This window comes from Luteimonas wenzhouensis, from assembly GCF_007859305.1.
GTDB classification, from domain to species: Bacteria; Pseudomonadota; Gammaproteobacteria; order Xanthomonadales; family Xanthomonadaceae; genus Luteimonas; species Luteimonas wenzhouensis.
On sequence record NZ_VOHE01000005.1, the window covers coordinates 131,901 to 157,982 of the forward strand.

The following is a 26,082-nucleotide window of genomic DNA, read 5'->3' on the forward strand; positions in this document are numbered from 1 at the left end:
CGGGCGGCTCGGCCGGTGCGGGATCCGGCGCGGCCGCCTCCGACGCCGCCGGCTCCTCGGTGGCCGGGTCGGACGCGCGCTGCCCGGACGGGGCGGGGCTGGACGGAGCCGGCTCAGCCGCGCGGTCCGCTGCCGCCGGGTCCGTCGCCGGCTCTTGCGGGGAAGAGGCTTCGGCCGGCGGCGCGGGCGGTGCCTGCCGGGCCGGCGCGGGCAGGGGGGCCAGCACCAGCAGGGCGGCAAGCAGCGACAGGGTGCGGAAGGTCATGCGCAACTCCGGGAAGCGTCTGGCATCGGACCACGCGCAGGGCGCGGGGTGGCCCGATTATGGGGGGCCACCCGCGTGCCGTTAAGGCAGCGAGCCCTCCCGGGGCGCAAGCGCGGCCGCTCAGCGGCGCTGCAGGAAGCCCGCGGGATTGACCGGCTTGCCGTCGCGGCGCAACTCGAAATACAGGGCCGGCTGGCCTTGGCCGCCGGAATTGCCGACCGTGGCCACCGTGTCTCCGCGTGAGACCCGGGCGCCGGGCTCGCGCAGCAGGCTGTCGCAGTGCGCGTACAGGCTCATGGTGCCGTCGCCGTGGTCGATGATCAGGATCATGCCGTAGCCGGTCATCCACTCTGCGAACACCACGGTGCCATCGGCCACGGCCCGCACCGGGGTGCCGGCGGCCGCGCCGATCAGTACGCCCTGGCTGTTGCGGCCATCGGGCATGCGCGCGCCGTAGCCGGCCAGCAGCGCGCCCGAGAGCGGCCAGCCCAGCCCCCCCACCTGCGGCGGCGTGGTGCGCGCGGCCTGTGCCGGGGCGCGCGGAGCGGTCCCGGCGGGCGCCTGCCGGCGCGCGGCCTCGGCCCGCGCCGCCTCCGCCCGCGCCGCGGCCTCGCGCAGTCGCGCCAGCAGCCGTTCGAGCGCACGCGCGTCGCGGCCCAGCGCCTGCTCGCGCTGGTTGCGGTCGCGGTAGCGCGCCTCCAGGCCGGCCAGCGCCTCGGCGCGCGCCTTGCGGTCGCGTTCGAGCGCGGCCATCTGGCTGCGCTGGGCCTCGCGCGTGCGTTCGAGCTCGGCCTGGCGTTCGCGCACCTCGCGCTCGAGCGCCTCCAGCGCGGACAGCTCCTCGCCCAGCGCGGCGATGCGTGCGGCGCGCTGGCGTTGCAGGTAGCGCTGGTAGGTAAGCGCGCGGCCGGCGTCGGCGAGCTGGTCCTGCGCCAGCAGCAGTTTCAGCGGCGCGGCTTCGCCGGCGGTGTAGCTGGCGCGCAGCAGGGCGCGCAGCTCGTCGCGCTGTGCGGACATGCGCGTGCGCAACGCGTCGCGCTGCTGCGACAGGTCCTCCAGCGCGGCCTGCTGGCGGTCGAGTTCGGCGGTGGTCGCCTCCAGCGCGCGCGCGCTGCGCGCGACCTGCTCGTCGGCCTCGCGCAGCCGCCGCGCCGCGGCGCCGCGCTCGCTTTCGAGCTTGCGCCGCTCGCCGGCGACCTCACGCAGCTCCTTGCGCACCGCCTCGAGCCGGCGCTCGGCCTCGCGCGACTGCTGGGCCCACGCGGGCGCCGCGACGCAGGCCGCGAGCAGCAGCGCCGCCCAGGCCCGCGCGCGGACGCGTCCGGTCATCCCCTCGGGACCAGCAGGCTCGCGCCGGTCATTTCCGCCGGCTTCTCCAGGCCGAGCATGTCGAGCAGGGTGGGCGCCAGGTCACGCAGGGCGCCGCCGCTGCGCAGGGTCGCGTCGCGGCTGCCGACGTAGACCAGGTCCACCGGGCCGACGGTGTGCGAGGTATGCGGCTCGCCGGTCTCGGGGTCGCGCATCATCTCGCAGTTGCCGTGGTCGGCGGTGACCAGCAGTTCGCCGCCCTTCGCGCGGACCGCGGCGATGATCTTGCCGACCGCCTGGTCCACCGTCTCCACCGCCTTGATTGCCGCCTCCAGCACGCCGGTGTGGCCGACCATGTCGGGGTTGGCGAAATTGCAGATGATCGCGTCGAAGCGTTCGGCCTCGATCGCCTCCAGCAGCTTGCCGCACACCTCCGGCGCGCTCATCTCGGGCTGCAGGTCGTAGGTCGCGACCTTGGGGCTGGGCACCAGGATCCGTTCCTCGCCCGGGAACGGCTGCTCGCGGCCGCCGCTCATGAAGAAGGTGACGTGGGCGTACTTCTCGGTCTCGGCGATGCGCAGCTGGGTCATGCCGTGCGCGGCCAGCACCTCGCCCAGGGTGTTGACCAGGTTGTCGGGCGCGAACGCGACCGGCGCCGGCAGGGTGGCGTCGTACTCGGTCAGGCACACGTACCGCGACAGGGCCGGGCGGCGCACGCCGGGGCCGAAGCCGTCGAAGCCTGGCGACACGAACGCGGCGCTGAGCTGGCGCGCGCGGTCGGCGCGGAAGTTCATGAACACGATCGCGTCGCCGTCGGCCATCGGCGTCGCCCCGGCGATCGCGGTCGGCTTCACGAACTCGTCGTTCTCGTCGCGCGCATACGCCGCCTGCAGCGCGGCCAGCGCATCCGGCGCATCGCCCCGGGCCTCGACGATCGCGTCCCAGGCCAGGCGCACCCGCTCCCAGCGCTTGTCGCGGTCCATCGCGTAGTAGCGGCCGGACACGCTGGCCACGTGCGCGTTGCCCGCCGCGGCGCAGCGCTCGCGCAGCGCGCGCAGGCTCGGCTCGGCCGAGCGCGGCGGCATGTCGCGGCCGTCCAGGAAGGCGTGCACCGCCACCCGCGGCACGCCGCGGCGCGCGGCCAGGTCGAGCATCGCGAACAGGTGCGACTCGTGGCTGTGCACGCCGCCGGGCGAGAGCAGGCCCATCAGGTGCAGGGTGCCGCCGCTGGCCAGCACCGCGTCGCAGGCGGCGTTGAGCTCGGCGTTGTCGAAGAAGCTGCCGTCCTTGATCGCGGCGTCGATCCGGGTCAGGTCCTGGTAGACGATGCGGCCGGCGCCGATGTTCATGTGCCCGACCTCGGAATTGCCCATCTGCCCGTCGGGCAGGCCGACGAAGCGGCCCTCGGTGTGGATCAGCGTGGTCGGGTGCTCGGCCAGCAGCCGGCGCCAGGTGGGCGCGTCGGCCAGGGCGACGGCGTTGTCGCGCGGATCGTCGCGATGGCCCCAGCCGTCCAGGATCAGCAGGACCACGGGGCGGGGGCGGTTGGGGGCGGATGCAGGCACGACGGGAGTCCCGGTGACTTTCGACCGGTGCGATTGTAGCCAAGCGGGTGCAAGCTGTAGGCCAACGTCACGGTGGCGACCGTTGCAGCGGCAACCGCGCCGCCCCTCCGGGAGATCCGAACATGAAGCGCGTACCCTCCTTCCTGGTGCTGGCCTGCGGCGCGCTGCTGGCGGCCGCGCCGGCGCTGGCGCAGCAGGACATCAGCAAGGTCAACGGCAGCATCGTGGCCCAGGCCGGGCGCGCCTACGGCGACGTGGAAACCGTCAACGGCAGCATCTCCATCGAGACCGGCGCCCAGGTCGAGGACGCCGAGACCGTCAACGGCAGCATCAACGCCGGCGACGACGTGGTCGCCGACAGCCTGACCACGGTCAACGGCCAGATCCGCGTCGGCGCGCGCGCGCGCATCCGTGGCGACGTGGAGACGGTGAACGGCGGCATCTTCATCGACCGCGGCAGCAGCGTCGGCGGCGACGTGGGCACCGTGAACGGCGCGATCGGCCTGGTCGCCGTCGACCTGGCCGGCGATATCAGCACCGTCGGCGGCGACATCACCGTGGGCGTGGGCTCGCACGTGCGCGGCGGCGTCACCGTCAGCCGGCCGAGTTCGAACTGGTTCCCGGTGCAGATCAAGCGCCGGCCGAAAGTGATCATCGGACCCGATGCCGTGGTCGAAGGTCCGCTGCGCTTCGAGCGCGAGGTCAACCTGTACGTGCACGAGACCGCGCGCACCGGCCCGGTCACCGGCGCCACCCCGGTGTCCTACAGCGGCGCGCGCGCGCCGCGCGACTGACCGGCCCGGCCCCCGCCCCCGGCAGGGGGGCCGACCGCGCGCGGGACGCGTAGAATCCGGGCACTGCCATTCTTCGGAGTCCCCGGATGCGTTCCACCCTGATCCTCCTGTGCGCCGGCAGCCTGCTGCTGGCCGCGTGCAGCCGCGAACCCGCACCCGACGCCGGCGCCGCCGCACCCACCGCGTCCACGGACGGGCACGCCTTCAAGCCGGACATCGACGCCGATGACCTGCGCGAGCTGGTCGCCACCCTGGCCTCGGACGAGTTCGAGGGCCGCGCCCCCGGCTCGGCCGGCGAGGAGAAGACGGTGGCCTACATCCAGGCCCAGTACGAACGCATCGGGCTCGAGCCCGGCGGCGACAACGGCACCTGGTTCCAGACCGTGCCGATGATCGAGACCACCGCCGACACCTCGACCGTGCTGCGCCTGGACAGCAACGGCAACCAGCGTGAACTGAAGTTCGGCACCGACATGGTGCTCGGCACCCGCACCGGCCAGGAGCAGGTGAGCGTGGCCGACAGCGAGCTGGTGTTCGTCGGCTACGGCGTCAACGCCCCCGAGCAGGGCTGGAACGACTACGAGGGCCTCGACGTCAAGGGCAAGACCGTGGTGGTCCTGGTCAACGACCCGGGCTTCCACGCCGGCGACGAGTCGCTGTTCGAAGGCAAGCGCATGACCTACTACGGGCGCTGGACCTACAAGTTCGAGGAGGCCGCGCGCCAGGGCGCCGCCGCCGCGCTCATCATCCACGACACCGAAGGCGCGTCCTACGGCTGGGAGGTGGTGCGCAACTCCTGGTCCGGCCCGCAGTTCGACCTGCGCGCCGAGGACGATCCGGAACCGCGCCTGCCGGCGCAGGGCTGGATCACCGGCGAGGTCGCGCGGCAGCTGTTCGCCGAGTCCGGGCTGGACCTGGACGAGCAGTACGCGGCCGCCAACCGCCGCGGCTTCAAGGCCGTGCCGCTCAAGGCCAGGGTCTCGTTCGACCTGCGCAGCACGGTGAGCGAGAAGTCCTCCCGCAACGTGGTCGGCTACCTGCGCGGCACCGAGGCGCCCGAGGAGACCGTGGTCTACCTGGCCCACTGGGACCACCTGGGCAGGCACGAGGGCGAGGGCGACACGATCTACAACGGCGCGGTCGACAACGCCACCGGCGTGGCCGGCATCATCGAGATCGCGGAGAAGTTCGCCGCCGCGCCACCGCGCCGTTCGGTGGTGTTCCTGGCGGTGACGCTGGAGGAGTCGGGCCTGCTCGGCTCCAAGTACTACGTCGCCCAGCCCGCGTTCCCGCTGGAGAAAACCGTGGCCGTGGTCAACCTCGACGCGATGAGCGTGGCCGGGCGGTCGCGCGACGTGGTGGTCACCGGCAAGGGCAACTCCGAGCTCGAGGACATCCTCGCGCCGCTGGCCAGCGCCCAGGGCCGGGTGCTGGTGGAGGAGAGCAACCCGGCGGGCGGCTACTACTTCCGCTCCGACCACTTCAACTTCGTCAAGGCCGGCGTGCCGGCGCTGTATGCCAAGGGCGGTGGCGACCTGCTCGAGGGCGGCGCCGCGGCCGGCAAGGCGGCCGCGGACGAGTATGCCCGCCGCTACCACCAGCCCAGCGACGAGATCCACGACGGCTGGCGCTGGGACGGCATGGTCGAGGACCTGGAGCTGCTGCACGAGGTCGGCCGGACCCTGGCCGACGGCGACCAGTGGCCGAACTGGTACGAAGGCAATCCCTTCAAGGCCGCGCGCGACGCGGCGCGGGCGGGCGCGCAGTAGGCCCGGCGCATCGAGGGTCGTGCCGGGAACGGCGCCTGCGGGCGCCGTTCCTTTTCTTCCGGGGGTGCTGCGGGGTGCCCCCACCCCAACCCTTCCCCGCGAGCGGGGGAGGGAGCGCTGCAGCCGCAGCGGCGATACCCGTGGTCTCCCTCCCCCGCCCGCGGGGGAGGGCCGGCCGCCGCGCCGCCCACCCGCTTTGCAGCCGCTTCGTCCCGCGGCCGCCACGCGCGCGCTGGTCTACTGGGCCTCCCCCGACCGGAGGCCGTCCATGACCCTCGCCACCGCCTACTGGTGCGTGCTGATCGCCGCCCTGCTGCCCTACGTCTGGATCTCGCTGGCGAAAGCCGCCGGCCCGAAGTACGACAACCGCAACCCGCGCGCCTGGCTGGCCGCGCAGTCCGGCAACGACCGCGTCCAGCGCGCGAATGCCGCCCACCTCAACGCGTTCGAGGCCTTCGCGCCGTTCGCCGCCGGGGTGGCGATGGCGCAGCTGGCCGGCGTGGCGCCCGCCACCATCGCGCTGCTCGCGGTCGCGTTCGTGGCGTTGCGCGTGCTCCACGGCGTGCTGTTCCTGGCCGGCGCGGCGACCGCGCGCAGCCTGGTCTGGTTCGCCGGTTACCTGTGCGTGCTCGCCCTGCTGGTGCTGGCGGCGCTGCGCATCGCCTGAGCCCGGCTCAGCCGCCTTCGCGCGGGACCGGCCCCGACGGCCGGCGGCGCTCCCACCAGGACAGCGCCACCAGCACGAACAGCGCCAGCGCCGTGGCCGCGACGGCGACGATGTAGTAGTCCAGCCCCGCGGCCACGCCGATGACCGCCACCGTCAGCAGCGAGGCGGCGGTGGTGATGCCGGCGATGGTCTCGCCGCTGCGGCGGCTCTCGCCGAAGATCGTGCCGGCGCCGATGAACGCGACCCCGCCAATCACCGCTTCCACCAGGCGCAGCGGATCGACCCGGAGCACGCCCGCCGACTGCCCGGACAGGTGCATGTCCACGGTCAGCGCGCCGATCGCGACCAGCAGCGCCGAGGCGCCGGCGACCAGCATGTGGGTGCGGAACCCGGCGGGCCGGCGCTTGAGTTCGCGCTCGTAGCCGACCAGCCCGCCGAGCACCATGGCGACCGCCATGCTGCCCACGACATCGAGCTGGGCCATCAGTCCGGGAGTCATGGGGCAAGCCTTGCCTGCCGCCTGTCGTCAGCCGGTGACGAGGCGCACCCGCGCGAAGTTGCGCTTGCCGACCTGCAGCACGCCCTCGAAGCCGGGCGTGAACACCCGCCCGGCGTCCTCGACCACCGCGCCGTCCACCTTCACCGCGCGTTCCTTCAGCTTGCGGTTGGCCTCCGAGTTCGACGGGGTGATCCCGGCGGCGGTGAGCAGCGCGGCGATGCGCAGCCCCTCGGCCGGCACCGCGACCTCCTGCAGCGGCAGCAGCGAGGTGTCGCCCCGGCCGGTGACCGCGGCGTGCCAGCCGGCGATCGCGGTCTCGGCCGCGGCGGCGTCGTGGAAGCGGGTCGCGAGTTCGCGCGCCAGGCGCAGCTTCACGTCGCGCGGGTTCAGGCCGGCGGCGACCTCGGCCTTGAGCTTCTGCGCCTGCGCGATCGAGATCTCGAAGCTCAGCAGCTCGATCCACTTCCACATCAGTTCGTCGCCGATCTTCATCGTCTTGTTGACGATGTCGATCGCCGGCTCGGTGATGCCGATGTAGTTGCCGAGCGACTTGCTCATCTTGTGGACGCCGTCCAGGCCCTCGAGCAGGGGCATGGTCAGCACGATCTGCGGCGGCTGGCCGTGCGCTTCCTGCAGGCCGCGGCCCATGAGCAGGTTGAACTTCTGGTCGGTGCCGCCGAGCTCGACGTCGGCCTTCAGCGCCACCGAGTCGTAGCCCTGCACCAGCGGGTAGAGGAACTCGTGGATCGCGATCGGCTGCTGGGCGGCGTAGCGCTTGGCGAAGTCGTCGCGCTCGAGCATGCGCGCCACCGTGTGCTGGCCGGCGAGGCGGATCATGTCGGCAGCCGACATCTTGCCGAACCACTCGCTGTTGAACCGGACCTCGGTGCGCTCGCGGTCGAGCACCTTGAACACCTGCGCCTCGTAGGTGCGGGCGTTCTGGAGCACGTCCTCGCGGCTGAGCGGCTTGCGGGTGGCGCTCTTGCCGCTCGGGTCGCCGATCATCCCGGTGAAGTCGCCGATCAGGAACACCACCTGGTGGCCCAGGTCCTGGAACTGGCGCATCTTGTTCAGCAGCACCGTGTGGCCCAGGTGCAGGTCGGGGGCGGTCGGGTCGAACCCGGCCTTGACTCGCAGCGGGCGCCCCAGCTTGAGCCGGGCCTCCAGCTCCTCGCGCTTGAGGATCTCGTCGGCGCCGCGGGCGAGCAGGTCCAGGGTGGCGGGGTCGAAGACGGGCTGGGTCATGGGATCGGGGCGCGGGGAGGCGGCATCCGGGGTGTGATGCCGGTCAAAGGAAGCCGTAAAGGATGCGTTAACAAGTGTGCGCTCGCGAAACCCTTTGGACAACAAGGGTTTGACGCACCCAGTTCATGTCCTTATGTTACCGCGCTGACGTGCCCGTCACGCCCCGGACCACCCGTCATGTCGCAGCCGCCCTCGATGTCACCGGATGACGCCCGTCGCCAGGCCATCCGGGAACACAACCTGCGTGCCGCTGCCCAGAACACCGCCAACGAACGGCTCCACGTCGATCCGCGCGACCTCGCGGCGCGATTGCCGTTCAATGGCCGCTGGACCCGCCGGGACTGGGCCCACGCCAGCCTGTTCGCCACCCTCGGCGCCCTGGTGATCGGCCTGGTGCCGGGGTTCTCCAACGCCATGCGGGTGGTCGAGCACGCCCCCGAGATCACCACCCTGGCGCTGCCGCTGCCACCGCTGCCCAAGGCGGCGCAGCGCGCCGAACCCCAGCGCAACTGGGAGGTGGTGCGGGTCGAGCCGGGACAGACCCTGGGCGCGATCTTCCAGGAGCGCGGGATCCCCGCCGCCACCCTGCACCGCCTGCTCGACGCCAGCCCCGACCGCCAGGCCCTGGCCCGGCTGCGCCCGGGCGCGGAACTGGCCTTCGAACAGGCGCCCGACGGCCGCCTGCTCGCCTTCCGCTACGACCGCAGCGACACCGAGCGGGTCGAGCTGTCGGTCTCTGGCGACCAGGTGGCCAAGAAGGTGATCGAGCGCCCGGTCGAGATCCGCACCGCGGTGATCAGCGGCAAGGTCGGCCGCTCGCTGTTCCATTCCGCGCGCAGGCTGGGCCTGAGCCCGGCGGTGATCAACACGCTCACCGACGAGGTGTTCAAGTACGACATCGACTTCGACCGCGACGTCGCCGCCAGCGACCGCTTCTCGGTGGTGGTCGAGCAGACCTGGCGCGAGGGCGAGCTGATCCGCTCCGGCCCGGTGACCGCGGCGGTGTTCACCGCCAAGGGCAAGCCGTTCACCGCGGTGCGTTTCGAGCGCGAGGACGGCAAGGCCGAGTACTTCACCGCCGACGGCCGCCCGCTGAAGAAGAGCTTCATCCGCAGCCCGATCCAGTACGCGCGGCTGAGTTCGCGCTTCGGCACCCGCCGGCACCCGGTCCTGGGCACCCAGCGCATGCACAAGGGCGTGGACTACGCCGCGCGCACCGGCACGCCGATCATGGCCGCCGGCGACGGCCGGGTGGTGTCGGTCGGCTGGCAGGGCGGCTACGGCAACACCGTGGTGCTCGACCACGGCAAGGGCCACACCACGCTGTACGCGCACATGTCGCGCACGGCCAAGCTCAGGCGCGGCGACCGCGTTTCCCAGGGCCAGGTGATCGGCTACGTGGGCTCGACCGGCCTGTCCACCGGCCCGCACCTGCACTACGAGTTCCGCGTCAACGGGGTGCACCGCAACCCGCTGCAGCACACCATGCCGCCGCCCGAGCCGCTCACCGGGGCCGCGCTGGCCCGCTTCAAGGCCGAGACCGCGCCCGCGCTCGCGCGCATCCGCGAGGTGGAGCAGGTGCTCTACGCCAGCGTGTCGACGGACCAGGACCAGCGCGTCGCCGCCGCGGGCACCGGCAAGGGCGGCAAGGGCTGACGCTCGGTCCGCGGCGGCCGGGCTGCCCGTCGCCGCCGCTCGCCCCGGCACCGCGCGGGCGTGGCGTCCGCGGCCGTGCCCGTAGAATCGCGCCATGTCCGACCTCTTCCTCGGCCTGATCTCGGGCACCAGCGCCGACGGCATCGACGCCGCCCTGGTCGAATTCGACGGCGGCCGCGCGCGGCTGCGCTTCGGCCGCACCTATCCCTGGGATCCGGACCTGCGCGCGCGGCTGGTGGCGCTGGGCCAGCAGGAGGCCACCCTGACCCTGGATGCGGTGGCGGAACTGGACGTGAGCATCGGCCGCGCCTTCGCCGCGGCGGCGAACGCGGCGCTGGCCGACAGCGGCACCCGGGCCGCCGACGTGCGCGCGATCGGCTCGCATGGCCAGACCCTGCGCCACCGGCCCTGGGGCGAGGTCCCGTACACGCTGCAGCTGGGCGATCCCTCGACCATCGCCGAACGCACCGGGATCACCGTGGTCGCCGACCTGCGCCGCCGCGACGTGGCCGCCGGCGGCCACGGCGCACCGCTGCTGCCCGGCCTGCACGCGGCCCTGCTGCATGTGGCCGGCGAGGACCGCGCCGTGCTCAACCTCGGCGGCATCGCCAACCTCACCCTGCTGCCCGCGACCGGTCCGGTGCGCGGCTTCGACACCGGGCCGGCCAATGCGCTGATGGACGCCTGGTGCCTGCGCCACCTCGGCCATGCGTACGACCGCGACGGCGCCTTCGCCGCGAGCGGCCGGGTGGACGAGGCGCTGCTGGCGCGGCTGCTGGCCGACGACTGGTTCGCGCTGCCGCCGCCCAAGTCCACCGGGCGCGACCACTTCCACCTCGGCTGGGTCGAGGCCCGGCTGCGCGGCGGCGAGGCACCGGCCGACGTCCAGGCCACGCTCACCGCGCTCAGCGCGCGCACCGTGGCCGATGCGCTGCGGGCCACCCAGCCGGGCACCGCGCGGGTGCTGGCCTGCGGGGGCGGCGTGCACAACCCGGTGCTGATGGCGGCGCTGGCCGCCGCCCTGCCCGGCGTGGAGGTGGAATCGACGGCCGCGCACGGCGTCGATCCCGACCATGTCGAGGCGATGGGATTCGCCTGGCTGGCGCGCCAGACCCTGCTCGGCCTGGCCGGCAACCTGCCGGAGGTGACGGGCGCCGCCGGCCCGCGCGTGCTCGGCGGCGTCTATCCGGCCTGAGCGCTACTCGCGCACCAGCGGCCGCACCACCTCGAGCAGGCTGACCAGGGTCTTGCCGGGCTCCTCCCACGGCACCATGTGCGCCGAGCGCTCGAACCAGACCCCGCGCTTGAACGGCGCGTCGACCTGCTCCAGCCAGTCGGCAGTGATCTGCGAGGGCGTGGTGTAGTCGTGGCGGCCCATGAACATCACCACCGGGATCGGGAATTCGCGCACGCCGGTGAAATCGACCTGCACGAACTCGTCCAGCAGCCGTTCCAGGCTGAACAGGCTGCCGGCCGACAGCGCGGCGCGGTCCTGCGCGTCATAGTCGGGCGACAGGCGCGCCGCGCCGTAGTACCAGAGGTTGGTCTCGTCGCGGTGCGCGGCCATGCCGCCGTAGTGCTGCGGCCACTTGCGGGCGGCGACGATGCGATCGCGGGTCAGCGGCGCGTCGCCCGGGTAGGGCAGCAGCGCCTCCATCTCGCGCACCGCCTCGGCGTTGCCGCGGCGACGCGCCTCCTCGAGCCCGTAGGCGAGGCTGAGGCGCTCGTTCTCGCGCACGTTGACCACCTGGCCGATGCCGACGTAGGCGTGGAACAGGTCGGGCCGGGCGAGCGCCGCGTGCATCGCCGGGATCGTGCCCCAGCTGTGCGCCACCAGCACCAGGCGCTGCTTGCCCAGCTTCGCGCGCACGTGTTCGGCGATGGCGACGAGGTCGTCGACGTAGGTCTGGATGCGCAGGGTCTCGCCCAGCGCTTCGGAATGGTCCTCGCGCCAGGTCTTGCCGGCGCCGCGCTGGTCGTAGTGGACCATCGTGAAGTATTCCTCCAGCGGGCGCTGGAACTGCCACAGGCTGGGGATCGTCGGCGACGCCGGGCCGCCGTGCACGAACAGCACGACCGGGTTGGCCCGGTCCTGGCCGCGGATGCTGATCCAGTGGTCGAGGCCGTTGACGGGGTGGCGATAGGTCTCCTGCACGCCGTCCGGGCCGGGGATCCGCATCAGGTCCGCGACCACGGCGCGCGCGCGCGCCGCGTCGTCGTCCGCGGGTGTCTGGGCGCGCCCCGGTGCGATGGCTAGGCCGCACAGCAGCAGGGCGAGGGCGATGCGTCGGACCATGGGGGGCTCCTCGATGCAAGGCGCCATGATGACGCCGCGGGCGGCTCCGGGGAAACCGTGGCTGGCTCCACGCCGCGGCCGATCCGTCCTCCCCGTGCTGCTGCGCCCGCGCCTGCATGCCGCGGCACGAACGGCCCGCGCTGGCGCGACCTTCCCCGTGTAGGAGCGGCTTCAGCCGCGACCGGTGCTCCGGCTGTCCGCGCACGCATGGCTCCTGGTCGCGGCTGAAGCCGCTCCTACAGGAGGCAGCGGGCCCGGGCGCCGCCGTGCCGGGCCGGCCGCGTCAGTCGGGAGACGGCGGCCGGATCCGGCCGATGGCGGCGAAGCCCGGGTCGTTGGGCACCTGCTCCAGCGCCGCGATCGCGGCCTGCAGGGCGTCGGCCTCGGCATTGTCCAGGTGCACCGAGCCGTCGCCCTCGTACACGTGCAGGCCCTGCTCGAGCAGGTAGAGCAGGGCCTGCGGCAGTTCCCAGCCGCGGGACTGGGCCACGCGCCTGATCCGGTCGACCAGGACCGGGTCTGCATCCCGCAGCACGATGTCGGTCATGTCGCCTCCACGGGGGCTTCCTTCACCGGCTCACGGATCCTGCGCCACAGCCAGGCCAGCAACAACAGCGTCGGGACCACGGTGAGCGCGCTGAGCACGAAGAAGGTGCTGTACGACGTCCGCTCGACCAGGTAGCCCGACAGCCCGCCGGCGAACTTGCCCGGCAGGTTCGCCAGCGACACCAGCAGCGCGAACTGGGTGGCGGTGAAGGCGCGGTCGGTGAGCGAGGACATGAACGCGATCAGGACCACGCCGGCGAAGCCCTGGCACAGGTTGTCGGCGGTGATCGCCGCGTAGAACGCCCAGATCTGCGAGGGGTACTGGGCCATCAGCAGGAACGCCAGGTTCGACAGCGCCACGCCCAGCGTGGCCACGAACAGCATCCGCCGGAACCCGTAGGCGGCCACGGCCATGCCGCCGAGGAAGGCGCCCGCGATCCCGGTCCAGATGCCGTAGAGCTTGGACACCGTGGCGATGTCGGCCTTGCTGTAGCCCGAGTCGAGGTAGAACGGCCCGGCCATCACCCCGATCACCTGGTCGGGGAACTTGAACAGGCCCACGAACAGCAGCAGCACGAGGCCGAGCGCCACGCCGTTGTTGCGGAAGTAGCTGGAGAACGGCTGCCAGAACGCGCCGAGGAAGTCGATCCGGCGCTCGACCGTGGTCTCGGGCTGGTCGGGCTCGCGGCTGAGCAGGGTGGCCGCCACCGGCAGCAGCATCAGCGCCGCCATCGCGGTGTAGGCCCAGCGCCAGCCCTGGTACTCGGCCAGGTACAGTGCGCCGGCGCCGCCGAGGATCAGGCCGAAGCGGTAGCCCAGCGTGTAGGTCGCGGCGAGCGCGGCCTGGGCGCTCGCCGGCGCGATCTCGATGCGGTAGGCGTCGACCACCGAGTCCTGGGTGGCGCCGGCGAACGAGCCCACCAGCACCCAGGCCACCAGCGGGCCGACGCCGAGGTCGGGCCGGGCCAGCGCCAGCGCGAACAGGCTCGCGGCCACCAGCAGCTGCGCGAACAGCAGCCACGAACGGCGGCGGCCGAGGAACGCGGTGAGCGGGAACGCGTAGCGGTCGATCAGCGGCGCCCACAGGAACTTGAGCAGGTAGAAGAAGCTGGCGAGGCTGATCAGGCCGATGCTGCCCAGGTCGAGCCCGACGTCGCGCAGGCGCGTGGACAGGGTCATCGAGGCGATCAGCAGGAACGGCAGGCCCGAGCCGAAGCCGAGCACCAGCATGGTCAGCGCCGAGGGCGTGGCGAACGCGCGCCGGATCCCGGCCCAGCCGCGGTAGGAAGGCGCGGCCGCTTCGCTCACGTGGCGTAGTCCACGACGTAGGGGGCGTGGTCGGACAGGCGCGGCTCGCGCTGCACGAAGCAACCCGTGATGGTCTCGGCCAGCGCCGGCGTCACCAGCTGGTAGTCGATCCGCCAGCCCACGTCATTGGCGCGCGCCGCGCCGCGGTTGCTCCACCAGGTGTATTCCTCGGCGTCGGGCTTGGCCACCCGGAAGCTGTCCTTCCAGCCCAGCGCCGGCGGCTCGACCAGGCCGTCGCCGTGGTCGTCGGCGATCATCGCGTTCAGCCATGCGCGCTCGGGCGGCAGGCAGCCGGAGTTCTTCTGGTTCGAGCTCCAGTTCCGGATGTCGCGGCGCGAGCGCACGATGTTCCAGTCGCCGCACAGCACGTAGTCGCGGCCGCTGGCCAGCCACTGGTCGAGGATCGGCCGCAGCCAGTCCATCACCTCGAACTTGAAGCCTTGGCGCTCCTCGCCCGAGGAGCCGGACGGGATGTAGAACGAGACCACGCTCAGGCTGCCGAAGCGCGCCTCGATGTAGCGGCCTTCGTCGTCGAACGGCGCCCAGCCCAGCGACGTGCGCACCTCGTCGGGTTCGCGGCGGCTGTAGATCGCGACCCCGCTGTAGCCCTTCTTCGTCACCGCGTCGCGGTAGACGCAGTGCTTCATCGGGCGGAAGCAGGCGTCGCCCAGCTGGTGTTCCTGGGCCTTGGTTTCCTGCAGGCAGACGATGTCGGCGTCCTGCTGCGCGAGCCAGTCGAAAAACCCCTTGTTCGCGGCGGAGCGGATGCCGTTGGCGTTGAAGCTGACGATGCGCATGCGGTGGACCATGGACGACGTCGCGCAAGCCTAGCGAAATCCGCCGCCGCCCGCAGCGCGGCGCCCGCGCTCGTGTGCGTCCCGGCCGCTGCGCCGATCCGCTCCCGGCCTGCGCCGATCCACGTCCCGGCTCGCTGCAGGAGCGGCTTCAGCCGCGACCGGGAACCGTGCGTGCGCGGATGGCCGGGGCAACGGTCTGAAGCGCTCCTCCAGGCGATCGGGCCCAGGAGGCCGGATGCCGCAGATCGGATGCCCGAGATCGAGGGCCGGGAATCGGCTCGCGAGCGCGGATCCGGAGGGTCAGCGACTCCTGGCCGCTCAGGCCTTGCGCACGAACTCCGACTTCAGGCCCATCTGGCCGATGCCGTCGATCCGGCAGTCGATGTCGTGGTCGCCCTCGACCAGGCGGATGTTGCGCACCCGGGTGCCGACCTTCACCACCTGCGACGATCCCTTGATCTTCAGGTCCTTGACCACGACCACGGTGTCGCCGTCGGCCAGCGGGGTGCCGTTGGCATCGCGCACCTGCGCCGCCGCCGCGGCCGCGGCGGCCTGCTCGGCCTGCTCGGCCGGGGACCACTCGTGCGCGCATTCGGGGCACACCAGCAGCACGCCGTCCTCGTAGGTGTAGCTCGACCCGCATTGCGGGCACGGGGGCAGGGCGGACATGCAGGCTCCTCGCGCAACTGGGGGCCGGGGATTGTCGCATCCCCTGCGTCGCGGTGCGCCCGGAGGCTATTCCGGGCGCGGCGTGTCGGCGGTGCTCGGCGGCAGCACCGGGTACTCCACCCGGGGCTGGCGGCCGGTGAGCGTGCGCAGGAACGCGGCGATCGCCCTGGCCTCGTCGTCGTCGATCTCGCGGCCCAGCTGCGCGCTGCCCATGATCGCGACCGCCTGCTCCAGGTCCCAGACCTGGCCGCTGTGGAAGTAGGGCGCGGTCAGTTCGACGTTGCGCAGCGGCGCGGCGCGGAACACGTACTCGTCGCTGGCGGTGGCGGTGACCTCGAACCGGCCCTTGTCGCCGGGCGGCAGGATCTCGGCGCCGGGGCGCTCGATCACCCCGAACGGGAAGTAGGCCTGGCCGCCGAAGTTGCGGCCGTTGTGGCAGGACGCGCAGCCGCTGGAGACGAACAGTTCCAGGCCACGGCGCTCGGTGGCGTCGAGCGCGTCGTCCTCGCCCAGCACCCAGCGGTCGAAGCGCGAGCCGGGGGTGACCAGGGTGGCCTCGAAGGCCTCCAGGGCCAGCGCCATGTTGTCGAAGTTGACCGGCTCGGCCTCGCCCGGGAAGGCGCGGCCGAAGCGTTCGACGTACTCGGGGATGCTGCGCAGCGTGCGTTCCACCAGTTCGGGCGTGCTGTTCATCTCCACGCTGGCCTGCACCGGGCCCTTGGCCTGTTCGGCCAGGTCGGCGGCGCGCCCGTCCCAGAACTGGGCGCCGTTGAACACCGCGTTGAGCACGGTCGGCGAGTTGCGCGGTCCGCGCTGCCAGCCGTGGCCGATCGAGGTGGGGACGTTGTCGGCGCCGCCGGTGCCGACGCTGTGGCAGGTGTTGCAGGTGATCAGGTGGCTGCGCGACAGGCGCGGGTCGAAGAAGAGCATGTGCCCGAGCTCGACCTGCTCGGCCGAGAGCGGCTTGCCGCGCAGTTCCTCGACGCGTTCGGGAATGGTGCCGAACAGGGCCGCCGCGGTGGCGCGCAGGGTGTCGCCGTCGGCGGCGGCCGTGGCCGGGTCGGATGCGGTAGCCGCGGGCGCGGCGCCGGCCACGCCGTCGGCCGCCGGGCCCGCCGCCTCCGCCTGCGGCGCGGTGGCCGCGGCCGCGGCCGCGTCGCGGTCGCCCTCGGCCTGCCGGCAGCCCACCGCGACCAGCAGCGTCGCGGCGATCGCCAATGCCAGCCTGGTGCGCTTGCCCATGGTCGATCCTCCGTCGTGTCCTGTCGCCGCCACCATAGGCCCGGCCGGCGCCGGGCGCCTTGATCGCGGTCAATGGCCGGCGGTTGCTACCATGGCCGTTCCGCGGCTTCCTGCTCCACGCCATGCCCGACCATCGCACCCGGTTCCTGCGCCTGGCGCTGCAGGCCAATGCCCTGGGTTTCGGCGAGTTCACCCTCAAGTCCGGCCGCATCAGCCCGTATTTCTTCAACGCCGGCCGCTTCGATTCGGGCGCGGCGCTGGCCGCCCTGGCCGGCTGCTACGCCGACGCGCTGGAGGCCGCCGGGGTCGGCTTCGACGTGGTGTTCGGCCCGGCCTACAAGGGGATCCCGCTGGCGACCGCGCTGGCCTGCGAGTACGCGCGCCGCGGCCGCGACCTGCCGCTGGCCTTCAACCGCAAGGAAGCCAAGGACCACGGCGAGGGCGGCCGCCTGGTGGGCGCGCCGCTGGCCGGGCGCCGGGTGCTGGTGGTGGACGACGTGGTCACCGCCGGCACCGCCATCCGCGAGGCGCTGGCGATCATCCGCGGCGCCGGCGGCACTCCGGCGGGGATCGCGGTGGCGCTCGACCGCCAGGAGGTCGCCGGCGACGGCGGCGGCCAGTCGGCAACCCAGGCGATCGCGACCGAGGCCGGGATCCCGGTGGTCGCGGTGGCCACCCTGGACGACCTGCTGGCCTTCGCCGACCAAAGCGCCGGGCTTGCGGACGAACGCGCGCGCCTGGAGGCGTATCGGGCGCAATATGGTGTGCGATGACATCCACTGATTCGAACCGCGGGGGGCGGAATCGATGAAGAGCAGGATCGTGTTGGCGGTCGCGCTGGGCGCGTTGGCGACGGGGACCGGGGCGCAGGCGCAGCAAGGCCGCGCGCAGGCGACCGAGAAGCGGCTTTACTGCTGGGACGAGGGCGGCCGGCGCGTCTGCGGCGACGCCCTGCCCGCGCACGCGGTGGATGCGGCCCGGACCGAACTGAGCATCCGCAGCGGCCGGCCGCTGGCGCAGGTGGACGAAGCGATGTCGCCCGAGGAGCGCGCCGCGGCCGCGGAGGCCGCGCGCCAGGCGGAAGTCGCCGCCGCGGCGGAAGCCGCGCGCCTGCGCCGCGAGCGGGCGATGGCCGAGTCGTACGAGACCGAGGAGGACCTGCGCAAGGCCTTCGACGACCGGATCGTGCTGGTCGACGAGGCCCTGAAGACCTCCGACATGGGCGTGGCCAACCTGCGCCAGAGCCTGGTGTCGCTGCTGCGCCAGGCCAACGACCTGGAATTGCAGGGGCAGCCGGTGGGCAAGCGGCTGGTCGAGAGCATCCGCTCCCAGCACCACGACCTGCTGCGGCAGCAGGCGATCCGGCGCCAGCAGCTCAAGGAGCGCGCCTCGCTCGACGCCGAACTCGAGCATGCCGTCGAGCGCTATCACGCGCTGCGGGGGCCGGCCAGGCGCTGAATCCGCGGTGGCGCGCGGCCGCGGGGCGGGTGTTGCGCCTGCCGCGAACGCGCCCGGCTGCGGGTGGCGGGCTCAGCCGCGGCCCGTGCCGCCCAGCCAGGCGATCGCCCCCTCGGCCGCGACCAGCCCGCTGGCGAAGCAGGCGGTGAGCAGGTAGCCCCCGGTCGGGGCTTCCCAGTCGAGCATTTCCCCGGCGGCGAACACGCCCGGCCGGGCGTGCAGCATCAGGCGCTCGTCGAGCGCTTCCAGGCGGATGCCGCCGGCGGTGCTGATCGCCTCGGCCACGGGCCGTGGCTGCCGCAGGCGCAGCGGCAGGCGCTTGAGCGCGGCGGCCAGCCGGTGGGGATCCTGCAGCGCATCGCGCTCCAGCACTTCGCGCAGCAGGCCCGCCTTGGCCTCGTGCACGCCGGCCGCCCGGCGCAGGTGTTCGGACAGGCTGCGGCCACCGCGCGGCCGGGCCAGGGCCGCGGCGAGGGCGTCGGGCGACAGGCCGGGGACGAGGTCCAGGGCGATCTCGGCGCAGCCGTCGCGATCGACAAGCTCCCGCAATATCGCCGAAACGGCATAGATCAGGCTGCCTTCCAGCCCGTATCCGCTGGCCACGCACTCGCCCTGCAAGGACCACGCGCGCCCCGCTGCGTCGGTCCAGTGCAGCACCACCGGCTTGAGCGGGGCGCCGGCGTGGCGCTGGGCGAAGTGGGGCGTCCAGTCGACGTCGAAGCCGCAATTGGCCGGACGCAGTGCAGCCACGTCCACTCCCTGCGCGGCCAGCAGCGGCGCCCACGCCCCGTCGCTGCCCAGCTGTGGCCAGCTGGCGCCGCCCAGGGCCAGCACCGTGGCCGCGGCGTGGCGCCGGCGCGGACCGTCCGGGGTGTCGAAGCACAGCGCGCCGTCCCCGTCCCAGCCGGTCCAGCGATGGTGCACGTGGATCGCCACGCCCTGCGCGCGCAGGCGCCGGACCCAGCCCCGCAGCAGCGGCGCGGCCTTGCGGTCGAGCGGGAACACCCGTCCCGAACTGCCGACGAAGGTGTCCACGCCCAGCCCGCGTGCCCAGGCGCGCAACGCGTCGGCATCGAACCGCTCCAGCCAGCGGCCGACCTCGGTCGCGCGCTCGCGGTAGCGGCTGGCGAACAGCGGGCGCGGATCGGAGTGGGTGAGGTTGAGCCCGCCCTTGCCGGCGATCAGGAACTTGCGGCCTACCGAGCCCTTGCACTCGTACAGGTCCACGCCCAGGCCGGCCTGGCGCAGGCGCTCGGCCGCGAACAGGCCGGCGGGCCCGCCGCCGACCACCGCGACGCGGGGGATGTCGGCGTCGTGCATCCCCGCATTATCGCCGCCCCGCGCCCCGCCCCCGCCCGGCAGGAGCGGCTTCAGCCGCGACCGGACATGCCTTCCCACGCCCGGCCCGCCCCGTGGCAGCGGCTTGGGCGGCGACCCCCGCCGCCCACCCGCCCGATGGGAGCGCTACCATGCCCGCGACCATACGCAGAGGGAGGACGCCGATGGCAGGAGAGAGGAACCCGCCGGGCTGGACCCGGCGCGAAGCGCTGCAGTCGATGGCGCTGGCCGGGGCCGCCGCAGCCTGGAGCCCGCGCGCGCTGGGACGCGGGCAGCGCAGGATCGGGGTGGCACTGGCGGGCCTGGGCCACTACAGCCGCGACCTGCTCGCGCCGGCGCTGCAGCTCACCCGGCACTGCCGGCTGGCGGGCCTGGTCACCGGTTCGCCGGACAAGCTGCCCGAGTGGCAGGGCCGGTACGGCATCCCCGACCGCAACGTCTATTCCTACGACGACCTCCACCGCATCGCCGACGACCCCGACATCGACGTGGTCTACATCGTCACCCCCAACCACCTGCACAAGCCGCTGGCGCTGGTGGCGGCCGCCGCGGGCAAGCACGTGTGGTGCGAGAAGCCCATGGCGATGGACGCGGCCGAAGGCGCGGAGATGCTCAAGGCCTGTCGCGACAACCGGGTGCAGCTCGCCATCGGCTACCGGATGCAGCACGAGCCGAACACGCGCCGGTTCATGGCGATGGCGAAGGAGCGTCCCTACGGGCGCATCGTCAAGCTGCGCGCCGACGCCGGCTGGTTCGGCTGGCGCGACGGCGCCGACGGCGCCTGGCGCCTGGACCCGGCGCGCGGCGGCGGGGCGATGTACGACATGGGCGTGTACTGCATCAACGCGGCGCGCTACTGCACCGGGATGGAGCCGCTGGCGGTGCAGGCCTGGGACGAGACCGCGCGCCGCGACCTGTTCAAGGGCGTCGACGAGACGATCCGCTTCCGGCTCGAGTTCCCCGAGGACATCGTGGCCGAGTGCGTGACCAGCTTCGGCCGCAACCTCAACACGCTGCAGGTCGACTGCGAGCGCGGCTGGTACATGCTCAGTCCGTTCCAGGGCTACGAGGGCAACCAGGGCCGCGCCAGCGACGGCACGGTGTTCGCGCCGCAGCTCGGCCCCCGTCCGCGGATGCAGGCCGAGCAGATGGACCAGGACGCGCTCGCCATCCTCGAGAACCGGACGCCGCGCGCGCCGGGCGAGGAGGGGCTGGCCGACATGCGGGTGATCGACGCCGCGTTCGCGTCCGCCAGGGCCGGCGGCGAGCGGGTGGACATCGCGCGGGGTTGAGTCCGGCCAATCGCGCAGACGCAGGCCGGTTGGATCGAACGCGCGACGCGGCCGGGGGCCCGTCGGGGCGGTGGGGAGGTGCGCCTCTTGGGCTCGTCACGGAAGGCGCGGTGGGCCCGTTGGTGCGTGGCGGCGGTGGGGCCGCGCCCTGGCCGGGCAGTTCCTTCCGCGAATGTCCTCCGGCCTCCGCCTGCAGGCGGAGGCCTCCTCCTCGGAACTCCCCGGCCAGGACGCGGCTCCGTTCCGGGCGGTGGCCCGGTGGGTGAGCCAGGCGAAGCGCCATGCGCCGAGGCCCCCGCCGTGTCGCGCATGCAGCAGCGCGCTTGGGAAAGCGCCGCGGTGCCGGCCCCGCGAGCCCCTGTCCGCCCTCCCCGGCGCACGAAAAAGAAGACCCGGCTGCATGTGCCGCAGCCGGGTCGGATGCAGGACGCCAGGGCGGGATCGCTAGAACGGCAGCTTCAGCTCCGGATCCACCGCCAGGATCTGCTCGCGGAAGTCGCGCAGGATGCGCCCCAGCGCTTCCTCGGAGTCGGCGTCGAAGCGCAGCACCAGCACCGGCGTGGTGTTGGACGCGCGCACCAGGCCCCAGCCATCGTTCCAGTCCACGCGCAGGCCGTCGATGGTCGACAGCCGCGCACCCTCGAACTTCGCCGCCTCCTGGAACCGCGCCACGAACCCGTGCGGGTTGCCGTCGGCCACCTCGACCTTGATCTCCGGGGTCGACACCCCGCCGGGCAGCGCCTTGAGCGTGGCGCTCGGATCGTCCGGCTCCAGCGCGAGGATCTCCAGCAGGCGCGCGGCGGCGTAGATGCCGTCGTCGAAGCCGTACCAGCGCTCGGCGAAGAAGAAGTGGCCGCTCATCTCGCCGGCCAGCTCGGCCTCGGTCTCGCGCATCTTGGCCTTGATCAGCGAATGCCCGGTCTTCCACATCAACGGGCTGCCGCCGTGGCGCAGGATGTGTCCGGGCAGGCGCCCGGTGCACTTGACGTCGTACACGATCACCGCGCCCGGGTTGCGGTCGAGCACGTCGGCCGCGAACAGCATCAGCAGCCGGTCGGGGTAGATGTTCTCGCCATCCCTGGTCACCACGCCCAAGCGGTCGCCGTCGCCGTCGAAGGCGATGCCGAGGTCGGCGTCGAAGCGCTGGACGGTGCTGACCAGGTCCTCGAGGTTGTGCGGTTCGCTCGGGTCGGGATGGTGGTTGGGGAAGGTGCCGTCGATCTCGCAGTACAGCGGGATCACCTCGGCGCCGATCGCCTCGAGCACCCGCGGGCCGATTTCGCCGGCCACGCCGTTGCCTGCGTCCACCACCACCTTGAGCGGGCGCGCCAGCTGGATGTCGCCGGCGATGCGCTCGACGTAGGCGTCGCCGATGTCGCGCTGGACCGCGTCGCCCGGTTCGGGCGCCGTGTGCAGGCGTCCGTCGGCGATGCGCGCGTACAGGTCGGTGATCGCGTCGCCCGACAGCGTCTGGCCGCCGACCACGATCTTGAAGCCGTTGTAGTCGGGCGGGTTGTGGCTGCCGGTCACCGAGATGCAGCAGCCGGTGCGCAGGTGGAAGGCGCCGAAGTAGGTCACCGGCGTGGGCGCCAGGCCGATGTCGATCACGTCGCGGCCGGCCAGCCGCAGGCCGCGGACCAGGCCGGCGACCAGGTCCGGGCCCGACAGCCGCCCGTCGCGGCCGATCACGATCTCGCGCAGGTCCTGCTCGGCCATCAGCGAGCCGACCGAATGGCCGATCAGCTCGGCGATGCCGGCGTCCAGCGACTGGCCGACGATGCCGCGGATGTCGTAGGCGCGGAAGATGCCGCGATCGATGTCGACAGGGGGCGGCGGCGGGGGCGTGTCTTCGGTTACTACCACCCGCGGCGCGGCCGCTTCGCCGGCGTCTTCGGGTGCGTCGGCCAGCGCTTCGACCAGGGTGCGCTCCGGCGGTTGCTCGGCCGGCTCCGGGCCCTGCAGCGCCCGGCTGATGCGCGCCGGTACGCGCCACAGCAGGTAGGCCAGCACCAGCAGCAGCGCGACCGCCACGAACAGCGGGATGCCTTCGAGCCCGAGCAGCGGCCGGCCGGTGCGCGGCAGCGACGCGGCCACGCGCAGGTCGGTGCCCGGCACCGGCGCCGCCATCCGCTCGGCGGCCTCGGCTTGGGCCGGGTCGCCCTTCTCCTGCAGGGTGAAGCCGCCCTGGCGCACCGCCAGGTAGGTGGCCGGGTCGACCGTAATCTCGTCGAGCGCCGCGGTCACCCGCGTTACCGGCAACCGCACGAACGCCACCGCCACGGTCTTGCCGTCGCGCTGCACCGGCGCGGCCAGGCCCAGCTGCGGCGTGCCGCCGGCGCGGATGATCGCCACCACCGGCTCCCCGCGCACCAGCGCCGACTCCATCACCGAGACCCGGCCGAAGCCGCCGTCGGGCAGGGCCGCGTAGAGGCGGTCGAGTTCCGGCGGATGGATCTCCACCGACTGGGCGTCGGGCCAGTCGGCCGCGACCGCCGCCGAGGCGGCCGCGAAGTCGCCCGCCGCCACGGCGGCCTGCACCGCCTCGCGGTCGAGCCGCTCGCGCAGCTTCGCCTCCTCGCCGCGCAGGGTGCCGGCGATCATCCCGACCACCGTGTCGCGGGCCACGCTGACGCTGCTGCGGCGCGAGTCCTCCTGCAGCGCGCGCCAGCCGCTCCACGCCAGCCAGGCCGCAAGCAGGGCCAGGGCCGCCGCCAACACGGGCAGCCAGGGTCGCAATTGCGCATAGACGCGCGCCTTGGTGGGTTCGCTGTTGGTCGTCATGCTGGTTCCGTTGCCCTGGTCAACGCACGCCGGTGTGGCCGAAGCCGCCCTCGCCGCGCGCACTCTCGTCGAAAGTATCCACGACCTGCAGCTGGGCGCGCACCACCGGCAGCAGCACCAGCTGCGCGATGCGGTCGCCCGGCTCGATGGTGAAGGGCTCGCAGCCGCGGTTCCACACGCTGATCATCAGCGGGCCCTGGTAGTCGGCGTCGATCAGGCCGGTGCCGTTGCCCAGCACGATGCCGTGCTTGTGGCCAAGGCCCGAGCGCGGCAGGATCACCGCGCACAGCCCCGGGTCGCCGATGTGGATCGCCATGCCCGAGGGCACCAGCGCGGCGTCGCCCGGCGCCAGGGTGAGTGGCGCGTCGAGCGCGGCGCGCAGGTCGAGGCCGGCGCTGCCCTCGGTGGCGTGCGCGGGCAGCGGCCATTCGCGCCCGAGCCTGGGGTCGAGCAGGCGCACCTGCAGGTCGACCATGGCGGTCGCGGACCTCATGCGGGCAGCCGCCTGGCGACCAGGTCCACCAGCGCCGCGGCGACCGCGTGCTTGGACGCCGGCCCGAGCCGGCACTCGCCGCTGTCCCAGTACACGTGCAGGGTGTTGTCGTCGCGTTCGAAGCCGCCTTCGGCCGCGCCGACCAGGTTGGCGGCGATCAGGTCCAGGCGCTTGGACGCGAGCTTGCCGCGCGCGTAGCGTTCCAGGTCGTGGGTCTCGGCGGCGAAGCCCACCACCAGCGCCGGCCGCGCCGGATGCGCCGCCACCTCGGCCAGCACGTCGGCGGTGCGCACCAGCTCCAGCACCAGGGTGTCGCTGCCCGCGGTCTTCTTGATCTTGTGCTCGGACACCTGGCGCGGGGTGAAGTCGGCCACCGCGGCCGCGCCGACGTAGACGTCGGCCGGCAGCGCGGCGAGCACCGCCTCGCGCATCTGCGCCGCCGAGCGCACGTCGATCCGCTGCACGCCCGGCGGCGTATCCAGGTGCACCGGGCCGGCCACCAGCACCACCTCGGCGCCGCGCGCGCGGGCGGCCGCGGCCACCGCGAAGCCCATCTTGCCGCTGCTGCGGTTGCCCAGGAAGCGGACCGGATCGATGTCCTCGTAGGTAGGCCCGGCGCTCACCAGCACCCGCCGGCCGGCCAGCGGGGCGCTCACATGGCCTCCAGCGCGGCGACGATCGCCGCCGGCTCGGCGAGGCGCCCCGGGCCGGATTCGCCCTCGGCCAGCGGGCCGTCGTCGGGGCCGATGACGCTCGCGCCGCGCTCGCGCAGCAGGGCGACGTTGGCCTGGGTGGCCGGGTGCAGCCACATGCGGTGGTTCATTGCCGGGCACAGGGTGATCGGCGCGGTGGTGGCCAGGCACAGGGTGCTGACCAGGTCGTCGGCCAGGCCGTGGGCGAGCCTGGCGATGGTGTTGGCGGTGGCCGGGGCGATGACCACGCGGTCGGCCCAGCGCGCCAGTTCGATGTGGCCCATCGCCGCTTCGGCGGCCGCGTCCCACAGGCTGGTGCGCACCGGATGCCCGGACAGCGCCTGGAACGTCTGCGCGCCAACGAAGCGCTGCGCGCTGTCGGTCATGGCCACCTGCACCTGTGCGCCGGCCTCGCCGAGCCGGCGCAGCAGTTCGGCCGCCTTGTACGCGGCGATGCCGCCGCATACGCACAGCAGCAGGCGTTGTCCGCGCAGGCCGCGTCGGGCTGGCATCGTCAGGAAAGTCCTACTCCGGATCCGGCCGACAGCTTACCCGATGGCGGCCGGCCCGCCGGCTGCGCGGGCCGCTCCGGATCGGTTGCAATCGTCCCATGCTGGCGGCCCGGCCGGCCGCGCGCCGACGGACTTTCCCCTGTCCGGTGGAGCGCCGCGGCCGGCCGCCAGCGCCTCAGGGACGAGGAACCGATCGATGCGCATCCGCGACTGGCCGGGCCACGAACGCCCGCGCGAAAAACTGCTTGCCCGGGGCGCCGGCGTCCTCTCCGACGCCGAGCTGCTGGCGATCTTCCTGGGCTCGGGCCTGCGCGGCCAGGACGCGGTGGCCACCGCCCGCCAGCTGCTCGAACGCCACGGACCCCTGCGGCGCCTGCTCGAACTCGAACCGGCGGCGATGGCGCGCCTGCCCGGGCTCGGCCCGGCGCGCGCCTGCTGCCTGGCGGCGGCGCTGGAGCTGGGCAACCGCTGGCTGGCCGCGGGGCTCGAACGCGGCCAGGCGCTGACCGACCCGGGCTCGGCCGGACGCTATTTCGCCCGGCGCCTGCGCCCGCAGCCGGTCGAGGTGTTCGCGGCCCTGTTCCTGGACACGCGCCACCGCGCGCTCGCGTTCGAGGAACTGTTCCGCGGCACCATCGACGGCGCCGAGGTGCACCCGCGCGAGGTGGTGCGGCGCGCGCTGGCCCACAACGCCGCGGCGGTGATCGTCGGCCACAACCATCCGAGCGGGAATCCCGAGCCCAGCGCCGCCGACCGCGCGGTCACCGCCCAGCTCAAGCAGTCGCTGGCGCTGGTGGACGTGCGCCTGCTCGACCATTTCGTGATCGGCGATGGCGCGCCGGTGTCGCTGGCGGCGCGCGGCTGGGTGTGAGGGCCCTTGCGCAGCGCTC

22 protein-coding genes and 1 pseudogene are annotated in these 26,082 nt (G+C 73.4%); 9 read left to right on the forward strand and 14 right to left on the reverse strand.

The window, feature by feature from the left end:
- Positions 1-385: 385 nt before the first annotated feature.
- Complete coding sequence (locus FQY79_RS10770; protein ID WP_146312923.1) at positions 386-1,594, reverse strand: murein hydrolase activator EnvC family protein; 1,209 nt, start codon at positions 1,592-1,594, stop codon at positions 386-388.
- Positions 1,591-3,105, reverse strand: coding sequence for a 2,3-bisphosphoglycerate-independent phosphoglycerate mutase (gene gpmI, locus FQY79_RS10775; protein ID WP_281289317.1), 1,515 nt, complete (start codon positions 3,103-3,105; stop codon positions 1,591-1,593). Before gpmI ends, FQY79_RS10770 begins: the two co-directional genes overlap by 4 nt.
- Before the next feature lie 155 nt (positions 3,106-3,260).
- Here gpmI and FQY79_RS10780 point away from each other — a divergent pair, with 155 nt between their 5' ends.
- The 3 genes from FQY79_RS10780 (at position 3,261) to FQY79_RS10790 (ending at position 6,368) form a co-directional block, all read left to right on the forward strand.
- On the forward strand, positions 3,261-3,932 hold the full coding sequence (locus FQY79_RS10780; protein ID WP_146312925.1) for a DUF4097 family beta strand repeat-containing protein: 672 nt from the start codon (positions 3,261-3,263) through the stop codon (positions 3,930-3,932).
- 86 nt (positions 3,933-4,018) lie between these two features.
- Positions 4,019-5,701 carry a M28 family metallopeptidase gene (locus tag FQY79_RS10785; protein WP_146312926.1) on the forward strand — a complete coding sequence of 561 codons (1,683 nt, stop codon included), beginning with the start codon at positions 4,019-4,021 and terminating at the stop codon, positions 5,699-5,701.
- Between the two features lie 268 nt (positions 5,702-5,969).
- On the forward strand, positions 5,970-6,368 hold the full coding sequence (locus tag FQY79_RS10790) for an MAPEG family protein (RefSeq protein WP_146312927.1): 399 nt from the start codon (positions 5,970-5,972) through the stop codon (positions 6,366-6,368).
- A 7-nt stretch (positions 6,369-6,375) separates the two neighbouring features.
- On the opposite strand, the gene FQY79_RS10795 is transcribed toward FQY79_RS10790, so the two are convergent.
- Complete coding sequence (locus FQY79_RS10795; protein WP_246123094.1) at positions 6,376-6,867, reverse strand: MgtC/SapB family protein; 492 nt, start codon at positions 6,865-6,867, stop codon at positions 6,376-6,378.
- A gap of 27 nt (positions 6,868-6,894) precedes the next feature.
- A complete protein-coding gene (gene tyrS, locus FQY79_RS10800; RefSeq protein WP_146312928.1) occupies positions 6,895-8,112 on the reverse strand; it encodes a tyrosine--tRNA ligase in 1,218 nt (405 codons plus the stop codon).
- Positions 8,113-8,307: 195 nt separating this feature from the next.
- On the opposite strand from tyrS, the gene FQY79_RS10805 reads away from it, so the two are divergent.
- Both FQY79_RS10805 and FQY79_RS10810 read left to right on the forward strand, forming a co-directional pair.
- Entirely contained in the window at positions 8,308-9,768 is a 1,461-nt protein-coding gene (locus FQY79_RS10805; RefSeq protein WP_146313004.1) for a peptidoglycan DD-metalloendopeptidase family protein, read from the forward strand.
- 94 nt (positions 9,769-9,862) lie between these two features.
- Positions 9,863-10,963 (forward strand): anhydro-N-acetylmuramic acid kinase, encoded by a 1,101-nt coding sequence (locus FQY79_RS10810; RefSeq protein ID WP_146312929.1) that lies wholly within the window; start codon positions 9,863-9,865, stop codon positions 10,961-10,963.
- Between the two features lie 3 nt (positions 10,964-10,966).
- On the opposite strand, the gene FQY79_RS10815 is transcribed toward FQY79_RS10810, so the two are convergent.
- From FQY79_RS10815 to FQY79_RS10840, 6 genes are all read right to left on the reverse strand, one after another.
- Positions 10,967-12,064 (reverse strand): alpha/beta fold hydrolase, encoded by a 1,098-nt coding sequence (locus FQY79_RS10815; RefSeq protein ID WP_146312930.1) that lies wholly within the window; start codon positions 12,062-12,064, stop codon positions 10,967-10,969.
- A 283-nt stretch (positions 12,065-12,347) separates the two neighbouring features.
- Positions 12,348-12,611 (reverse strand): hypothetical protein, encoded by a 264-nt coding sequence (locus tag FQY79_RS10820; protein ID WP_146312931.1) that lies wholly within the window; start codon positions 12,609-12,611, stop codon positions 12,348-12,350.
- Complete coding sequence (locus FQY79_RS10825; protein ID WP_146312932.1) at positions 12,608-13,918, reverse strand: AmpG family muropeptide MFS transporter; 1,311 nt, start codon at positions 13,916-13,918, stop codon at positions 12,608-12,610. The genes FQY79_RS10820 and FQY79_RS10825 overlap by 4 nt, the downstream gene beginning before the upstream one ends.
- The gene (locus FQY79_RS10830) at positions 13,915-14,715 is read right to left on the reverse strand and encodes an exodeoxyribonuclease III (protein ID WP_146312933.1); all 801 of its coding nucleotides are present in this window, start codon (positions 14,713-14,715) and stop codon (positions 13,915-13,917) included. Before FQY79_RS10830 ends, FQY79_RS10825 begins: the two co-directional genes overlap by 4 nt.
- Positions 14,716-15,033: 318 nt before the next feature.
- A complete protein-coding gene (locus FQY79_RS10835; RefSeq protein ID WP_027070817.1) occupies positions 15,034-15,384 on the reverse strand; it encodes a zinc ribbon domain-containing protein YjdM in 351 nt (116 codons plus the stop codon).
- A gap of 66 nt (positions 15,385-15,450) precedes the next feature.
- On the reverse strand, positions 15,451-16,626 hold the full coding sequence (locus FQY79_RS10840) for a cytochrome-c peroxidase (RefSeq protein WP_084524507.1): 1,176 nt from the start codon (positions 16,624-16,626) through the stop codon (positions 15,451-15,453).
- A 122-nt stretch (positions 16,627-16,748) separates the two neighbouring features.
- Here FQY79_RS10840 and pyrE point away from each other — a divergent pair, with 122 nt between their 5' ends.
- Both pyrE and FQY79_RS10850 read left to right on the forward strand, forming a co-directional pair.
- Positions 16,749-17,399 carry an orotate phosphoribosyltransferase gene (gene pyrE, locus FQY79_RS10845; protein WP_146312934.1) on the forward strand — a complete coding sequence of 217 codons (651 nt, stop codon included), beginning with the start codon at positions 16,749-16,751 and terminating at the stop codon, positions 17,397-17,399.
- Positions 17,400-17,433: 34 nt separating this feature from the next.
- Positions 17,434-18,084: a hypothetical protein gene (locus tag FQY79_RS10850; RefSeq protein ID WP_146312935.1), complete on the forward strand. Its 651-nt coding sequence runs from the start codon at positions 17,434-17,436 to the stop codon at positions 18,082-18,084.
- A gap of 72 nt (positions 18,085-18,156) precedes the next feature.
- Here FQY79_RS10850 and FQY79_RS10855 read toward each other — a convergent pair whose 3' ends face one another.
- Complete coding sequence (locus FQY79_RS10855; RefSeq protein WP_146312936.1) at positions 18,157-19,404, reverse strand: TIGR03862 family flavoprotein; 1,248 nt, start codon at positions 19,402-19,404, stop codon at positions 18,157-18,159.
- A 182-nt stretch (positions 19,405-19,586) separates the two neighbouring features.
- On the opposite strand from FQY79_RS10855, the gene FQY79_RS10860 reads away from it, so the two are divergent.
- Positions 19,587-20,714, forward strand: a complete 1,128-nt coding sequence (locus tag FQY79_RS10860) for a Gfo/Idh/MocA family protein (RefSeq protein WP_146312937.1) — start codon at positions 19,587-19,589, stop codon at positions 20,712-20,714.
- A 444-nt stretch (positions 20,715-21,158) separates the two neighbouring features.
- Here FQY79_RS10860 and FQY79_RS10865 read toward each other — a convergent pair whose 3' ends face one another.
- The 3 genes and pseudogenes from FQY79_RS10865 to coaBC form a co-directional block, all read right to left on the reverse strand.
- Positions 21,159-23,495: a phosphomannomutase/phosphoglucomutase gene (locus FQY79_RS10865; protein WP_146312938.1), complete on the reverse strand. Its 2,337-nt coding sequence runs from the start codon at positions 23,493-23,495 to the stop codon at positions 21,159-21,161.
- A gap of 19 nt (positions 23,496-23,514) precedes the next feature.
- Complete coding sequence (gene dut / locus FQY79_RS10870) at positions 23,515-23,970, reverse strand: dUTP diphosphatase (protein ID WP_146313005.1); 456 nt, start codon at positions 23,968-23,970, stop codon at positions 23,515-23,517.
- Between the two features lie 14 nt (positions 23,971-23,984).
- Positions 23,985-25,192, reverse strand: a pseudogene (gene coaBC / locus FQY79_RS10875) (bifunctional phosphopantothenoylcysteine decarboxylase/phosphopantothenate--cysteine ligase CoaBC).
- Positions 25,193-25,388: 196 nt separating this feature from the next.
- Between coaBC and radC the strand changes: the two are divergent.
- Complete coding sequence (gene radC, locus FQY79_RS10880; RefSeq protein WP_146312939.1) at positions 25,389-26,063, forward strand: RadC family protein; 675 nt, start codon at positions 25,389-25,391, stop codon at positions 26,061-26,063.
- Positions 26,064-26,082: the final 19 nt, after the last annotated feature.

What these genes read in the sequence shown, in the direction of transcription:
- radC (WP_146312939.1), top strand. Translation starts at nt 25,389, where the DNA reads ATGCGCATCCGCGACTGGCCGGGCCACGAACGCCCGCGCGAAAAACTG.
- FQY79_RS10815 (WP_146312930.1), bottom strand. Translation starts at nt 12,064, where the DNA reads ATGGTCCGACGCATCGCCCTCGCCCTGCTGCTGTGCGGCCTAGCCATC.
- FQY79_RS10810 (WP_146312929.1), top strand. Translation starts at nt 9,863, where the DNA reads ATGTCCGACCTCTTCCTCGGCCTGATCTCGGGCACCAGCGCCGACGGC.
- FQY79_RS10850 (WP_146312935.1), top strand. Translation starts at nt 17,434, where the DNA reads ATGAAGAGCAGGATCGTGTTGGCGGTCGCGCTGGGCGCGTTGGCGACG.
- FQY79_RS10860 (WP_146312937.1), top strand. Translation starts at nt 19,587, where the DNA reads ATGGCAGGAGAGAGGAACCCGCCGGGCTGGACCCGGCGCGAAGCGCTG.
- dut (WP_146313005.1), bottom strand. Translation starts at nt 23,970, where the DNA reads ATGGTCGACCTGCAGGTGCGCCTGCTCGACCCCAGGCTCGGGCGCGAA.
- FQY79_RS10820 (WP_146312931.1), bottom strand. Translation starts at nt 12,611, where the DNA reads ATGACCGACATCGTGCTGCGGGATGCAGACCCGGTCCTGGTCGACCGG.
- FQY79_RS10865 (WP_146312938.1), bottom strand. Translation starts at nt 23,495, where the DNA reads ATGACGACCAACAGCGAACCCACCAAGGCGCGCGTCTATGCGCAATTG.
- FQY79_RS10805 (WP_146313004.1), top strand. Translation starts at nt 8,308, where the DNA reads ATGTCACCGGATGACGCCCGTCGCCAGGCCATCCGGGAACACAACCTG.
- FQY79_RS10780 (WP_146312925.1), top strand. Translation starts at nt 3,261, where the DNA reads ATGAAGCGCGTACCCTCCTTCCTGGTGCTGGCCTGCGGCGCGCTGCTG.
- FQY79_RS10830 (WP_146312933.1), bottom strand. Translation starts at nt 14,715, where the DNA reads ATGCGCATCGTCAGCTTCAACGCCAACGGCATCCGCTCCGCCGCGAAC.
- FQY79_RS10840 (WP_084524507.1), bottom strand. Translation starts at nt 16,626, where the DNA reads ATGGGCAAGCGCACCAGGCTGGCATTGGCGATCGCCGCGACGCTGCTG.
- FQY79_RS10835 (WP_027070817.1), bottom strand. Translation starts at nt 15,384, where the DNA reads ATGTCCGCCCTGCCCCCGTGCCCGCAATGCGGGTCGAGCTACACCTAC.
- FQY79_RS10795 (WP_246123094.1), bottom strand. Translation starts at nt 6,867, where the DNA reads ATGACTCCCGGACTGATGGCCCAGCTCGATGTCGTGGGCAGCATGGCG.
- tyrS (WP_146312928.1), bottom strand. Translation starts at nt 8,112, where the DNA reads ATGACCCAGCCCGTCTTCGACCCCGCCACCCTGGACCTGCTCGCCCGC.
- FQY79_RS10785 (WP_146312926.1), top strand. Translation starts at nt 4,019, where the DNA reads ATGCGTTCCACCCTGATCCTCCTGTGCGCCGGCAGCCTGCTGCTGGCC.
- pyrE (WP_146312934.1), top strand. Translation starts at nt 16,749, where the DNA reads ATGCCCGACCATCGCACCCGGTTCCTGCGCCTGGCGCTGCAGGCCAAT.
- FQY79_RS10790 (WP_146312927.1), top strand. Translation starts at nt 5,970, where the DNA reads ATGACCCTCGCCACCGCCTACTGGTGCGTGCTGATCGCCGCCCTGCTG.
- FQY79_RS10770 (WP_146312923.1), bottom strand. Translation starts at nt 1,594, where the DNA reads ATGACCGGACGCGTCCGCGCGCGGGCCTGGGCGGCGCTGCTGCTCGCG.
- FQY79_RS10855 (WP_146312936.1), bottom strand. Translation starts at nt 19,404, where the DNA reads ATGCACGACGCCGACATCCCCCGCGTCGCGGTGGTCGGCGGCGGGCCC.